15 protein-coding genes are annotated in these 14520 nt (G+C 43.6%); all 15 read right to left on the bottom strand.

The window, feature by feature from the left end; translation table 11 throughout:
• Positions 1-45: 45 nt before the first annotated feature.
• On the bottom strand, positions 46-870 hold the full coding sequence (spoIID, locus tag MKY84_RS04580) for a stage II sporulation protein D (protein WP_342528093.1): 825 nt from the start codon (positions 868-870) through the stop codon (positions 46-48).
• Positions 871-1011: 141 nt separating this feature from the next.
• Entirely contained in the window at positions 1012-2307 is a 1296-nt protein-coding gene (murA, locus tag MKY84_RS04575; protein ID WP_342528092.1) for a UDP-N-acetylglucosamine 1-carboxyvinyltransferase, read from the bottom strand.
• A 290-nt stretch (positions 2308-2597) separates the two neighbouring features.
• The gene (locus MKY84_RS04570) at positions 2598-2834 is read right to left on the bottom strand and encodes a DUF1146 family protein (protein WP_342528091.1); all 237 of its coding nucleotides are present in this window, start codon (positions 2832-2834) and stop codon (positions 2598-2600) included.
• 319 nt (positions 2835-3153) lie between these two features.
• On the bottom strand, positions 3154-4128 hold the full coding sequence (locus MKY84_RS04565) for a nuclease-related domain-containing protein (RefSeq protein WP_342528090.1): 975 nt from the start codon (positions 4126-4128) through the stop codon (positions 3154-3156).
• 906 nt (positions 4129-5034) lie between these two features.
• Complete coding sequence (locus MKY84_RS04560) at positions 5035-5439, bottom strand: F0F1 ATP synthase subunit epsilon (RefSeq protein WP_342528089.1); 405 nt, start codon at positions 5437-5439, stop codon at positions 5035-5037.
• Positions 5440-5463: 24 nt separating this feature from the next.
• Positions 5464-6879, bottom strand: coding sequence for a F0F1 ATP synthase subunit beta (gene atpD / locus MKY84_RS04555; RefSeq protein WP_342528088.1), 1416 nt, complete (start codon positions 6877-6879; stop codon positions 5464-5466).
• 22 nt (positions 6880-6901) lie between these two features.
• Positions 6902-7759 carry an ATP synthase F1 subunit gamma gene (gene atpG, locus MKY84_RS04550; RefSeq protein WP_342528087.1) on the bottom strand — a complete coding sequence of 286 codons (858 nt, stop codon included), beginning with the start codon at positions 7757-7759 and terminating at the stop codon, positions 6902-6904.
• Between the two features lie 35 nt (positions 7760-7794).
• Positions 7795-9303 (bottom strand): F0F1 ATP synthase subunit alpha, encoded by a 1509-nt coding sequence (gene atpA, locus MKY84_RS04545; RefSeq protein WP_342528085.1) that lies wholly within the window; start codon positions 9301-9303, stop codon positions 7795-7797.
• Between the two features lie 28 nt (positions 9304-9331).
• The gene (locus MKY84_RS04540; RefSeq protein ID WP_342528084.1) at positions 9332-9868 is read right to left on the bottom strand and encodes a F0F1 ATP synthase subunit delta; all 537 of its coding nucleotides are present in this window, start codon (positions 9866-9868) and stop codon (positions 9332-9334) included.
• On the bottom strand, positions 9865-10386 hold the full coding sequence (gene atpF, locus MKY84_RS04535) for a F0F1 ATP synthase subunit B (RefSeq protein WP_342528082.1): 522 nt from the start codon (positions 10384-10386) through the stop codon (positions 9865-9867). Before atpF ends, MKY84_RS04540 begins: the two co-directional genes overlap by 4 nt.
• Before the next feature lie 135 nt (positions 10387-10521).
• The gene (gene atpE, locus MKY84_RS04530; protein WP_204589783.1) at positions 10522-10746 is read right to left on the bottom strand and encodes a F0F1 ATP synthase subunit C; all 225 of its coding nucleotides are present in this window, start codon (positions 10744-10746) and stop codon (positions 10522-10524) included.
• Between the two features lie 62 nt (positions 10747-10808).
• Complete coding sequence (atpB, locus tag MKY84_RS04525) at positions 10809-11519, bottom strand: F0F1 ATP synthase subunit A (RefSeq protein WP_342528080.1); 711 nt, start codon at positions 11517-11519, stop codon at positions 10809-10811.
• A 7-nt stretch (positions 11520-11526) separates the two neighbouring features.
• The gene (locus tag MKY84_RS04520) at positions 11527-11919 is read right to left on the bottom strand and encodes an ATP synthase subunit I (RefSeq protein WP_342528079.1); all 393 of its coding nucleotides are present in this window, start codon (positions 11917-11919) and stop codon (positions 11527-11529) included.
• A 488-nt stretch (positions 11920-12407) separates the two neighbouring features.
• Entirely contained in the window at positions 12408-13517 is a 1110-nt protein-coding gene (gene wecB, locus MKY84_RS04515; RefSeq protein WP_342528077.1) for a UDP-N-acetylglucosamine 2-epimerase (non-hydrolyzing), read from the bottom strand.
• Between the two features lie 317 nt (positions 13518-13834).
• On the bottom strand, positions 13835-14464 hold the full coding sequence (gene upp, locus MKY84_RS04510; protein ID WP_342528076.1) for a uracil phosphoribosyltransferase: 630 nt from the start codon (positions 14462-14464) through the stop codon (positions 13835-13837).
• Between the last annotated feature and the right edge of the window lie 56 nt (positions 14465-14520).

The raw sequence follows: 14520 nt of genomic DNA, 5'->3' as shown, positions 1-14520 counted from the left end.
AATTTCAGTGTGAACCTGTACCAATTATTTTAAACGAGGCTGCAATTATTTTTTTTCACAACCGGGAATAACCGCCAACTGCGTTCCCGGATAATAATGAGCTACGATTTCTTCCGCCACCTTACCTTGTTCTGCCATCGCTTTGGCGCCGTATTGACTCATTCCCACCCCATGCCCGTAGCCTGAAGAGTGGATTTGAATTGTAGTCGCTGTCAATTCAATCGTAAAATCTGTGGAAGGAAGCTCGAATAAGGTACGAAATTCTCTTCCCGTTAACGTACGCGTAGGAAGTTTTACAAGCTGGACTCGGCCAGTTTCATTGCGAACTATCGTCAACTCAGGAATCTGTGTTTCTGGAACCCCGAGTGTCAATGCAAACTCCTCCAGTGTCAGCAGCTTTTCTGCTGGGCGAAGATCAGGCTCCGCACTTGTGACCGGAATTAAATACGGGTACGCATTCCCGCTGAAGTTTTCAGCCGATTCTGTGGAGCCATTACTAGTAGAAAAAAACATAGCCGTTATCGGTTCCCCTTCGTAAGTGATCAACTGATTGTTGGTAGATTCAATCGCTTGTTGTAATTTCGTTTCGAATAGGGCGGTATCTGCTCCCCATTTCTCATTACGCTGTTGTGCATTCAAATACACTTGCGCGTCTACTGTGGAATCAATGGCGTTCTGCCCAAACGCGGTGGATTTCAAGACATATGTACGGGCTGCCATGGCTTGTGCGCGAAGTGCTTCAGGCGGAAAGTTGGCGGGCATCTCCCCAGCAAGGACACCAAGAAGGTAGCTATCGAGCGAAAGCGGTTGTGCTTCTCCTTTCACATGGATTTCGGGTGTACAGGGTTTGGCAATTTGTTGTTTTTGCAACGGCCAGGTATACACAAGGGCAATTGTGGATAGGATAAAGAGGACATACAAAAGTTTTGGCATATTGCATCCTATGAAAAAAACAGCCACCCTATGCCGGGTAGCTGTTTGAAATGTTATAAGAATGGGATAGGTATGGAATTAGACCGGTTGTACTTCACGTTCTACTGTTTCTGTACCAACTCGTTCAACGTCTGCACCTAATGTTGCTAGTTTTTTATCGAAATCTACGTATCCACGATCTAAGTGGACAAGCTCTGTTACACGGGTTACGCCTTCTGATACAAGTCCTGCTAGGATAAGTGCTGCTGCTGCACGTAAATCTGTTGCGGCAACTTCTGCACCTTGTAAATCAGATGGGTTTTCCATAATAACTGAACGACCTTCGATTTTTAAGTTACCGTTCATGCGGCGGAATTCTTCAACGTGCATGAAGCGATTTTCAAATACTGTTTCCGTGATGATACCCGTACCGTGGGCTGTCATCATAAGAGCCATCATTTGTGACTGCATATCTGTAGGGAAACCTGGGTGAGGCATTGTCTTAATATCAACTGATTTCAGTTCACCTTTTGCTTGAATGCGTAAGCCTTCTTCTGATTCAGTGATTTCAACGCCCATTTCTTGCATTTTCGAGATAAGTGCTGTCATATGCTCAGGTACTGCGTTTTCGATTGTCACGTCTCCACGTGTAATCGCTGCTGCTACCATGAACGTACCTGCTTCGATGCGGTCAGGAATGATGGAATGTTCTGCACCCGTAAGTTCAGCAACACCTTCAATTTTGATAACGTCTGTTCCGGCACCTTTTACTTTACCACCCATATTGTTGATAAAGTTAGCAAGATCCACAATCTCAGGTTCTTTAGCTGCATTTTCAATGACAGTTGTTCCTTCTGCAAGAGCAGCGGCCGTCATAATATTTTCAGTTGCTCCAACACTTGGGAAGTCGAGGTAGATTTTTGCCCCTTGTAGACGACCTTCTGTACGAGCTTCTACGAAACCTTGTCCAAATGAGATTGTTGCTCCCATAGCTTCAAAGCCTTTTAAATGTTGATCGATCGGTCGGCTTCCGATAGCACAGCCACCTGGTAATGCCACGCGAGCAAAACCGTTACGTGCTAAGATTGGCCCCATAACTAGAATCGATGCACGCATTTTGCGAACGTACTCGAATTGCGCTTCGCTTTCTAGTGTTGCTGTCGAATCGATGATCACCTGTTTATTTTCAGGTTTGTAGTCGATTTTTGTATTCAGGCTACGAAGAACCTGGTTGATAGTATTTACATCTGCTAGAGATGGTACTTCATTGATAGTGTTGACACCTTTTGAAGCGAGGAGTGCGGCAGCAAGTACTGGTAACACTGCATTTTTAGCTCCTTCGACTCTTACGTTTCCTGTTAAAGCGCGCCCGCCTTTGACGATAATTTTATCCAATTTAGTTACCTCCGAAAAATTGACATGGTCTTCATCTATAGGTTACACATACAGTAATTGTTGAAATTAGGGTATTAAGACACAAGATACATCATACTATGAAACGAAAAGTCTGACAAGTAACTTAATCCCCTAATTCCACAAGTCTAGTTGCAACTATAGTATGTGTTTTCTCTCTCTAATGTTCAGCTATTTTCTAGATACCCTAGCACGTTATACTTAAACATGGTACGACAAATTATTTCCCGGGAAATTGCTAGTTTAAAAATGCTGTCAAACTATAGTAATAGTTAGAACAAATATTGTAGCTGGGACGACCAATTCATTAACTGTAAAAAGAAATTTCCTGCAGTAGTACCGATGACTAAACTCAATAAAATCATCATGATCTGCACTTGAAATACGTGTCCTTTCTTGAACACCTGTTCAAGGCGCACACTTTGAAGGCCATAAAACGCAATCACTATAAAAAATAGGTGAACAGCAATGGCAACAATCGATTGCATCGCTAAGTCAGCAAGTAACACAGCACTCTCTCCTTTCACATACTCCCTATTATATCGGCTGAACATGAGAATTTGATGAGAGCTCTTGACCAACTTGTGAATTTTTTTACATAATACAAGTTTTAGTCTATCAAACTAGTTCTACTTTTTCACTAACGAGTTAGCTAGTATATGATTCGTGTCGGTTTGTCAGTTTGTGGGGGTTGATTGGTTTTTTAGGAAGGGGTTGGCATTTGAGGGTGTTTTGAAGAAGAGTGTTTGGGATTTTATTTTTGAGAGGGAACGTGGGGATCGTTCCATTAATTGGTTTATAAAAATTGTAATAGCTCATGATTTTTTGCTACTTAGGTAGAGAATAATTGGTTAATTTGCCGCTGCCTGATTTTGTGCATTGGAGTTTTTTGAGTGCTCGTAAAATTGTATCTTTACAACCGTAATTTAGGAATTCTTGTATTTCCGATCGTTTCAATTGAGGACTTACAATTCTAAACATACTTATAATTGTGTCACTCACTATTGAATGCTGTTCATTACCACAAACAGTACAATTAAAAATTCGCGAATTACTGTTAATGTGCAGCTGGTCTTCGCACTCTAAACAAAACATCCCTTTAGCCAATTTAGTTGCGTCAAAAGAATAACGACTGCTGAGGGGCAATTCCTTAAAGTTTTTATTTAAAGCATGGAACGTGCGAATAATCTTTTGAAGCTGTCCTTTTTCACACAGTTCTGGAAGGGAATTAAGTTTTTCAATAAAGAAATCAATTTGATTTTTGTATAGAATTTTTGTTGATTGCGGGTAGGACGCTATTTTCGCGTTAGAGTGGCTAAATACGATTGCAGAATAAATCGGGAGTTTGACTTCAAAGTTGTTTGAAATAATTTCTAAAGCTTTACTGTTTCTTGCGAGTTGATGAATCGGGCAATCTAATTTTTCTTGAACTCCTTCGTATGTGCGAATAAGATGAGCAGGGTTCTCTTGAAACTCTATATTACCTCTAATATTTTTAATTTCTAAATGAAGAATATATCTATTGGTGATGATTAGACTATCAAACTGAAAATAAGATCCAAATTTTGATTGTGTATGAAAGTCAGGAATGATTGAATGGAGTGCTGGAAGAGGAATGTTCTCGAGAATACGATCTATTTTCACTTCTCCATCATATCCAGCTTTAGAAGTAGCATAGAGTTTTGTAAAGAATGCTTTATCTGTCACGTTCTCTGCTGGCGTTCTAAGTGCTAATTGTTTTAAAGCAATAAGATGATCTCGTTTGTCTCGGATAATCGGTTTTGTTTTGATATAGGCTGTCATAAGTGTCCTCCTTTTTGATAAGTTTAGCTCAAGTAAATGCATTTGAATAGAAGCTTTTCTATTTAATTAAAATTAGTATGTGATTAATCATTTGTTGAGGAATTTATTAATTTTGATGGCGAGTCTGCGCCGCTAATCAAGGTGTTTGCTTCGCTCTATTGCTCTCTTTCGACGCTCTATTTCGAGTGGCGGGGGCTTTCGTCGCTGAAGCAGTCGTTTGCTTCGCTCTAAGTTCACGGTTCGTCGCTCTATTGCTCTCTTTCGACGCTCTATTTCGAATGGCGGGAGCTTTCGTCGCTGAAGCAGTCGTTTGCTTCGCTCTAAGTCCGCGGTTCGTCGCTCTATTGCTCTCTTTCGTCGCTCTATTTCGAGTGGCGGGGGCTTTCGTCGCTGAAGCAGTCGTTTGCTTCGCTCTAAGTTCATGGTTCGTCGCCCTATCGCTCTCTTTCGTCGCTCTATTTCAAGTGGAGGCGGCTTTCGTCGCTGAAGCAGTCGTTTGCTTCGCTCTAAGTCCGAGATTCGTCGCTCTAATGCTCTCTTTCGTCGCTGAGTTAGAACTATGACCTCAAGCTCTTCCTAGTAAGCCCTTTACACTCCAAAGCCCTTAAGTCCTCAAGCCCTTTCTAGTAAGCCCTTTACACATAAAAGCCTTAAGTCCTCAAGCCCTTCCTAGTAAGCCCTTTACACATAAAAGCCTTAAGTCCTCAAGCCCCTTCCTAGCAAGCCCTTTACACTTCCTCATTTACGCTCTTACGCTCTCACGCTCTTCCACACTTCCTCCTTTACGCTCTTACGCTCTTCCACACTTCCTCCTTTAAGCTCTCACGCTCTTTCAAACTCCGTCCCTCACGCTCTTCCACCAAAACAAAAAACCGCACCCCCAAACGGGAGTGCGGTGAGTGGTTCTTACATATTATCCTCTTTAACGTTGATACGATTCATGGCACGCTGTAACGCAAGTTCCGCACGCTTGAAATCGACGTTATCTTGTTTGTTCTGCAAGCGCTCTTCCGCACGACGAAGTGCTTCTTTCGCACGAGCAGCGTCAATAGATTCAGCAAGCTCTGCAGAAGGTGTCAAGATTGACACCTGCTGAGGGCGAACTTCAACAAAGCCGCCCGTGATAGCAACGTACTCGACTTTGCCATCACGTTTAAGCTTCACTGCACCAATTTCAAGAGGTGCGACCATTGGGATATGCCCTGGCAAAATCCCAACTTCACCTGTGACCGTTTTCGCGATCACCATATCTACTTGAGCATCGTATACTGGGCCGTCTGGAGTGACAATATTGACTGTTAATGTCGGCATTTGCTTTCCTCCTGGTCCCTCGTATTAGGCTTCTACACCCATAGCTTTTGCTTTTTCGATTACTTCTTCGATGCGTCCAACTAGACGGAAAGCATCTTCAGGAAGGTGGTCGTATTTGCCTTCAAGGATTTGTTTGAACCCTTGAACTGTTTCTTTAACCGGTACGTATGAACCTTGTTGACCTGTGAACTGCTCCGCTACGTGGAAGTTCTGAGACAGGTAGAACTGGATACGACGAGCACGGTTAACTGTTTGTTTATCATCATCAGATAATTCATCCATACCTAAGATAGCGATGATATCTTGAAGCTCACGGTAGCGCTGTAGAGTTACCTGAACTTGACGAGCTACTGTGTAATGCTCTTCGCCTACGATTTCAGGAGAAAGTGCACGTGAAGTAGAAGCAAGTGGATCTACTGCTGGGTAAATACCCATTTCCGAAAGTTTACGCTCTAAGTTTGTTGTTGCATCTAAGTGAGCGAAAGTTGTTGCAGGAGCTGGATCCGTGTAGTCATCGGCTGGTACATAGATCGCTTGGATCGATGTTACAGAACCTGTTGACGTCGACGTGATACGCTCTTGAAGTTGACCCATTTCCGTTGCAAGTGTTGGCTGGTAACCAACGGCAGATGGCATACGACCTAGTAATGCCGATACCTCTGAACCTGCTTGCGTGAAGCGGAAGATGTTGTCGATGAAAAGAAGTACGTCTGCACCCTGCTCATCACGGAAATACTCAGCCATTGTCAAACCAGACAAAGCAACACGCATACGTGCGCCTGGTGGCTCGTTCATTTGACCAAATACCATTGCTGTTTGCTTGATTACGCCTGAATCGCTCATCTCGTGGAATAAGTCATTTCCTTCACGCGTACGCTCACCAACACCAGCGAATACAGAGATCCCTGCGTGCTCTTGAGCAATGTTGTTGATAAGTTCTTGGATAAGAACCGTTTTCCCTACTCCGGCACCACCGAAGAGACCGATTTTACCACCTTTGATGTAAGGTGCAAGAAGGTCAACTACTTTGATACCTGTTTCAAGAATTTCAACTTCTGTTGAAAGGTTTTCGAAAGTTGGTGCAAGACGGTGGATTGGATCGCGACGTTCTGAAGTCGGGATTTCTTCTCCTAAGTCAATAACTTCTCCTAATACGTTGAATACGCGACCTAAAGTAGCGTTTCCAACTGGAACAGAGATAGCTGCACCCAAGTCTGTTACTTCCTCGCCACGCTTCAAACCATCCGTTGAAGACATTGCGATTGTGCGAACTGAATCATCCCCTAAGTGTAACGCTACTTCTAGTGTTAATGTAGAAGGCGCTTCATTTGGACGTTCGATTGCTACAGTTAATGCATTGTAGATTTCTGGTAGCTGGCCGTTGCTGAATTTAACATCAACAACCGGTCCCATTACCTGTAGAACATATCCTTTGTTCACTACTGTTCCCTCCTGTCTTACTTTATTCTAATGCTGCCGCTCCGCCGACGATCTCCGTAATTTCTTGCGTGATCGCAGCTTGACGCGCACGGTTATATACTAATGTCAAACTATTGATTAAATCGGATGCATTGTCTGTTGCACTCTTCATTGCTGTCATACGTGCAGCATGTTCACTTGCTTTTCCGTCGAGTAACGCACCGAAAATCAAGCTCTCAGCGTACTGCGGAAGCAATACTTCTAAGATGGCTTCAGGAGACGGCTCGAATTCATACGATGCTGTTCCTGCTTCAGGTGCGATATCCGTTAATGGCAGTACCTTTTTCTCTGTAACTTCTTGAGAAATGGCACTGACAAAGTGGTTGTAGTACATATACAATTCGTCATACGTACCGTCTGTGAACATACCAACAGCTTTGCGTGCAATCTCTTTAATGTCTGCGAAAGAAGGTTGGTCAGGAAGTCCAACTTCCGACTCAATCACGTTTGCTCCGCGTTTAACAAAGAAGTCACGACCCATGCGTCCGATTGCAAAGATGACATAATCATCTGCAGATGCATGACGCGTGTTGATTGCAGTTGTTACCGCACGTAAAACGTTCGCATTGTAAGCTCCTGCAAGACCACGATCAGACGTGATCACAAGGTATGCAGTTTTTTGGACAGGACGAGAAGTCAACATTGGATGACTTGCGTCAGCTGAGCCTGTTGCGATGGCTGCTACAACTTCTTGAATTTTCCCCATATACGGAACGTACGCTTTCGCGTTTGACTCTGCACGGTTCAATTTCGAAGCCGAAACCATTTGCATGGCTCTTGTGATCTGACTTGTTTTCTTTGTAGACGTAATTCGATTTTTTACATCGCGTAATGATGCCACTGGTATTTCACCACCTTATCGTTTTTTATTCGAACTTATTCACTTGCTGCAAATGTCTTTTTGAACTCGTTGATTGCGTTCACTACATCTTCGTCTGCAGGAAGATCTTTAGTTGTACGAATGTGATCTAAAACGTTTGTGTGGTTTGAATCTAACCAGCTAAGCAGTTCGCCTTCGAAACGACGAACGTCTGTTAAGGCAACATCGTCAAGAAGTCCACGTGTTAGAGCGTAAAGAATGACAACTTGCTTCTCTACTTTGATAGGAGAGTTCAAGTCTTGCTTCAATACTTCAACAGTACGTTGACCACGGTTTAATTTTGCTTGAGTAGATGCATCTAAGTCTGAACCGAACTGAGCGAATGCTTCAAGTTCACGGAAAGCCGCTAAGTCAAGACGAAGTGTACCTGCTACTTTTTTCATAGCTTTGATCTGGGCAGAACCACCAACACGTGATACAGAAAGACCCGCGTTGATTGCTGGACGTACACCAGAGAAGAATAAATCAGACTGTAAGAAAATCTGACCATCTGTAATCGAGATTACGTTTGTTGGAATGTAAGCTGAGATATCCCCTGCTTGTGTTTCAACGAACGGTAATGCAGTGATTGAACCTGCACCAAGTGTTTCATTCAACTTAGCAGCGCGCTCAAGTAGACGGCTGTGCAAGTAGAATACATCCCCTGGATAGGCTTCACGACCTGGAGGACGTTTTAATAGAAGTGAAAGCTCACGGTAAGCCGCAGCTTGTTTAGAAAGATCATCGTACACGACAAGAACGTGCTTGCCTTGGAACATGAATTCTTCTGCCATTGTTACACCAGCATAAGGAGCTAGGTATAGTAATGGAGATGGTTGAGAAGCCGAAGCTGTCACAACGATTGTGTAGTCTAATGCGCCTTTTTTACGTAAAGTTTCTACTACGTTACGTACAGTAGATTCTTTTTGTCCAATAGCAACATAGATACAGATCATGTTTTGGTCAGCTTGGTTAAGGATTGTATCGATTGCTACAGATGTTTTACCAGTCTGACGGTCACCGATGATTAACTCACGCTGTCCACGACCGATTGGCACTAGTGCATCGATTGCTTTGATACCTGTTTGAAGTGGCTCGTGAACCGATTTACGTGCCATAACACCTTGTGCTGGGCTTTCGATCGGACGAGATTTTGTTGTTGCGATAGGACCTTGCCCATCTAGTGGCATACCAAGTGGGTTAACAACACGCCCGATAAGCGCATCTCCTACTGGTACTTCCATAATACGGCCTGTACGACGTACTTCATCGCCTTCTTTGATGTCTGTGTATGGTCCAAGGATAACGATACCTACGTTGTTTTCCTCAAGGTTTTGCGCCATACCAAGTACACCTGTTGAGAACTCAAGAAGCTCTCCAGCCATGACGTTGTCGAGACCATGAGCACGAGCGATACCGTCACCGACTTGGATAACTGTACCCACATCGCTTACTTTCATTTCAGATTCATAGTTTTGAATCTGCTGCTTAATCAAGACACTGATTTCTTCAGCTTTGATGCTCATGTATGTCACCTCTCATATTTCTATAGTATTAACCGATCAAATTACGTTTCAAGCGTGTAAGTTTAGAACTTAATGTGTTGTCGTAAATGCGGTTTCCAATTTGAATGCGTAAACCACCGATTAACGATGGGTCAATTACGTTATGGATGTGTAATGAACCTTTGCCCACTTCTTGTGCAAATGCAGAAGAAATGTGTGCACGTTCTTCATCCGTTAATGCGCGTGTTGAGTAGACCGTTGCTTCTGCAATTCCTTGTGCATCATTTGATAAAGCACTGAATTCTTCAACAATGGCTGGTAATTCGTTCAAGCGTTTCTTTTCAACAAGTAGCTGAAGCATATTAACAACTGCTGGACTTGCTGAGCCGAATACTGTACGAATCAATTCTTTCTTTTTCGCTAGTGGAAGTTTAGGAGAAGCGAATAACGCTTGTACGTCGGCATCTTGTTGCCAAGCTGCTTTGATTTCCTTTAGGTCATCACGTGTCGTTACAAGTGTATCGTTTTCTCGTGCCAGTTCGAATAAAGCGATGGCATAACGTTTTGCTACTGCAGATTTGCTCACTTCGCTTCGCCTGCCTTCGCAATCGTTGCCTCGATCAATGCACGATTATCTTCTTCCGTAACTTCTTTCTCAAGCACTTTAGATGCAGCAAGTACTGACAAGGAAACAACTTCCTCACGTACCGCAGCAATCGCGCGTGCTTTTTCTGTTTCAATTTCACGGACAGCAGACTCTTTTAATCGAGTTGCTTCTTCACGTGCAGTGGTCATGATTTCTTCACGAGAAACATCGCCTTGTTTCTTCGCGTTTTCAACGATTGCCAATGCTTCCGTGCGTGCTTGTTTTAATAATTCACGTTGCTCGTCAAGTAACTTTTGTGATTCTAAACGGCTGTTTTCAGCTGCTTCGATTTCACTCGCTACTAACTGCTCACGTTCGTTCATGATTCCCATTAATGGACCCCATGCGAATTTCTTCAATAGCAACATCAATAAGATGAAGAAGAACAATGTCGCAAGGATATCCCATGTATTTAAGCCCGTGGCGCCAGCCCCGAGTGCAAGGTAATCAAAAGACACGATTGTTTCACTCCTTTCAAACGCTATTCCGTCGTTTTCTTGCTTCTATCGAGTAAACAAAAACTCTGTTGTTTTCTGTGGTTGTGTTTCATAAAGGAAATGGCGGATACTCTCCGCCACTCGAGTTTCAATTGATTATTGGTTCAATGCGATGAACGCGATAACCGCTGCGATGATTGGAAGTGCCTCAACTAATGCAACCCCGATGAACATAACTGTTTGAAGTGCGCCACGAGCTTCTGGCTGGCGAGCGATTCCTTCAACTGTTTTTGAAACGATAAGACCGTTACCAATACCTGCACCAAGTGCACCTAATCCGATTGCGATAGCTGCTGCTAATAAACCTACTGAACCTGTCATTGTGTATTTTCCTCCTAGTATGTTGGTTTTATTTTTTATACTGAAGTCCCCTTCAGTTTATATTAATGGTCGTCTGCCACTTTATGTGCCATATACACCATCGTTAACATAACAAAAATGAATGATTGGATACCCCCGATGAAAATCGAGAATCCGATCCATGCCATACCTGGAACGATTGCTCCGATAAAGCCAAAGAAGTTTGCAGTGGCAAGTCCGGCGATTAAACCTAGTAATACCTCACCTGCATAGATGTTACCGTAAAGACGTAGACCGAGTGTCAACGTATTTGCGAATTCCTCAATTACTTTAAGCGGCGCCATGAATGGCATCGGCTTTGCAAAGTCACTGATGTATCCTTTGAACCCTTTTGCTTTCACGCCGTAATAATTCGTCATTCCGATGATCATTACCGCAAGTGTCATTGTCACGACGGGGTCAGCTGTTGGTGATTTCCACCATAGATAACCATCATAAACAATTGCAAATGGGAGACCTAGAATATTCGATACGAATATAAACATTAGAAGCGTGATTCCAAGAATGTGAAACGCTCCACCTGTTTTCCAGTCCATGTTGCTTCGGATGATGCCTTTTACGAAGTCCATAATCCACTCCATAAAGTTTTGCATACCCGTTGGTTTGAGTTTTAGGTTACGAGTCGAAATGACCGCAATCAAGAAAACAATCAATGTGGTGATGGCAAGCATCATCAAGGTTGACCAGTTTCCTGTCATCCCTAAAAATTCGTATTCTGGTGCTAAATGATCCACTAGTAGTTCACCTCTCTTTCGCATCTTCATTTTGTTTGCGTGTCGCAAATACTAGCTGTTCTATGACCAGTAGAACATACGGTATCATTAAACCAATTACCGTACTGATCAAATGGAAATATTCAGGTAGCGATAGGGCGATGGCCACTGCCGCAATTCCTGAAGCAAAGCGTAATCCAGTACCGAGACTGACGCGCTTTTTTCCTTGATCAAAAGCACGGTCAAACTTCAACATCCGACGTTGCAAAATCCAGAAGTTGTAAAGTCCAAAGATTGCTCCGAGTCCGATGCCCGCAAAAATGGTCGAATACGGCGTAAACGCTGCACCGAGTACACAGGCTGCGAGTAAAAAGAGTATGTACTTTTTCTGCCGCTTGTAGATATGAAACAAATTGAGCATTGGAATTCTCCTGAATTTAGATTCGAATGGAAACGATTTTTCGCTGGTTCTGGGGTGCTTCTCAAATGAAGACGCTAGCTTGCAGAAAGTGGAATTGACAGTCGGATTTCATTATGAAACCCCTATCATGATTATCCTTTGTAAGCATACAATAGCGCCTATTTCATGTCAATTGCCTCCTGTGAAAAACATCACAAGGTACTAGCCTTCGACAAATTACGGACATAATTGTTTTGTTATGTTTGGTTGGGGGTTAATTGTTGGGTTTTCTCGGGCATTGAATGCGATTGCGCGGGCATTGAATACGATTGCGCGGGCATTGAACCAAGCTCCGCGGGCATTGAATCCAGCTCCGCGGGCATTGAATCCAGCTCCGCGGGCATTGAATCCAGCTCCGCGGGCATTCCTCTCCCCACCCTGCTCACAAGTCTGTCGAACAAAAAATCCAACGGGGCCTGAGCACCGTTGGACAACTTGCAGATTTCTTCTTATTTATTTAGGAAACGGCGAAGCGCCTCTACGATTTGAGCAGATGCTGTTCCGTCCCCATAAGGATTGGATGCTTTGGACATCGCTTCGTAGGCTGCTGAATCCGTCAATAGTTCATTGGTTAGTTCGAAGATGCGATCTTCATCCAAACCAGCAAGCTTTAACGTTCCGGCATCGATGCCTTCTGGGCGTTCCGTCGTATCACGCAACACGATAACGGGTTTCCCGAGTGATGGTGCTTCTTCTTGCACACCACCAGAGTCTGTCAGAATGACAAACGAGCGGGCCGCCAGGTTATGGAAATCGATGACTTCTAAAGGTTCGATCAAATGAACACGTGGGTTGTTGCCCAGTACTTCATTAGCGATTTCTCTAACGACTGGATTCATGTGCACAGGATAAACGACTTGAATGTCATCGTGCGCTTGAAGAAGACGATTGATGGCACGGAAGAAGTTACGCATTGGCTCCCCTAAATTTTCACGACGGTGAGCTGTAAGTAGAATCATGCGATCACTGCCGATTGTATCTAGAATGGGGTGCGTGTACTCTTCGCGCACTGTCGTTTTGAGTGCATCAATAGCTGTGTTTCCTGTAATGACAATCCACTCTTCCGGCTTGTTTTCCGCTCGTAAGTTAGCCGCTGATTTTTCAGTCGGAGCAAAGTGAATGTCAGCCAGTACACCTGTTAGTTGACGATTCATCTCTTCCGGGTACGGTGAATATTTGTTGCCCGTTCGAAGACCTGCCTCCACGTGACCGATAGCAATTTGATTATAGAATGCTGCCAGGCTTCCGACAAAAGTAGTCGATGTGTCGCCATGGACGAGAACGATATCTGGCTTTGCTTGCTGCATGACATCATTGAGACCATGGAGTACGTTAGTCGTAATGTCAAACAGCGTCTGACGGTCCTTCATCACGTTCAAATCATAGTCCGGTGTGATGCCGAATGTCGTCAACACTTGATCGAGCATTTGACGGTGTTGTGCCGAAACAGCAACAATCGATTCCATGTCGTCTTGTTTTTGTAGCTCCAGCACGAGCGGTGCCATTTTGATGGCTTCTGGACGAGTGCCGAAGATGGTCATGACTTTCCACTTTTTCATATGAATCTCCTTTATTTTCCTTTTGGGTACCTGTGCACTACACAATTCACTACAATTTTATAATTATACATACAAGCCTTTTAAATCAATGTGGCTTTTTTATAAGTAATCATTTGTAGTGAATAATTGGAATTGTTCCGTGCACAGGTACCTTAAAAACAGGTACCTTAAAAAGCCTTCCACATCTAAATACAATCGAGTTGCAGGCGTTAGAAATACATTCCAAAATCAATCGCACCCACAGAGGCAAAGAACGCCTCTATGTGCACGCTTGATTCCCGAAGCATTTCTGGGCGAACGCCTTCCACATCTAAAAGTTACTTTGTACCAAACAACCGGTCACCAGCATCGCCAAGACCAGGAACGATGTAGCCGTGGTCATTTAATTTTTCATCCAGTGCCGCGATGTAAACATCCACGTCCGGGTGAGCTTGTTGAAGTAGCTCGACTCCTTCAGGGGCCGCGATTAAGCACATGAATTTGATGCTAGTTGCGCCGCGTTTTTTCAAAGAGTTGATTGCTTCGATAGCTGAACCACCCGTAGCTAGCATTGGATCGACTACGATAAAATCGCGTTCCTCCACGTCAGCTGGTAGCTTCACGTAATATTCAACAGGCTGTAATGTCTGTGGATCACGGTACAAACCAATGTGACCTACTTTTGCAGCAGGAATCAGTTTCAAAATACCGTCGACCATACCAATTCCTGCACGCAGGATTGGGACGATCCCCATCTTTTTACCTGCTAGGATCATGGATTTTGTTTTAGTTACAGGTGTTTCCACTTCCGTCTCAACAAGAGGCATGTCTCGTGTGATTTCAAAGGCCATTAAAGTGGCGACCTCGTCGACTAACTCGCGAAATTCCTTTGTTCCTGTTTCAACACTGCGGATATACGTTAATTTATGTTGAATCAGTGGGTGATCAAATACGAAAACTTTTGACATCCTGTTCACTCCTCTTCGTTTCATTCTGACCTATTATAGCAAAAAAAAGAGAAGAC

This window comes from Chryseomicrobium sp. FSL W7-1435 (assembly GCF_038595005.1).
GTDB lineage: Bacteria > Bacillota > Bacilli > Bacillales_A > Planococcaceae > Chryseomicrobium.
Note: the sequence above shows the minus strand (reverse complement) of the source record. Positions and strands in the feature narration are given on the sequence as shown.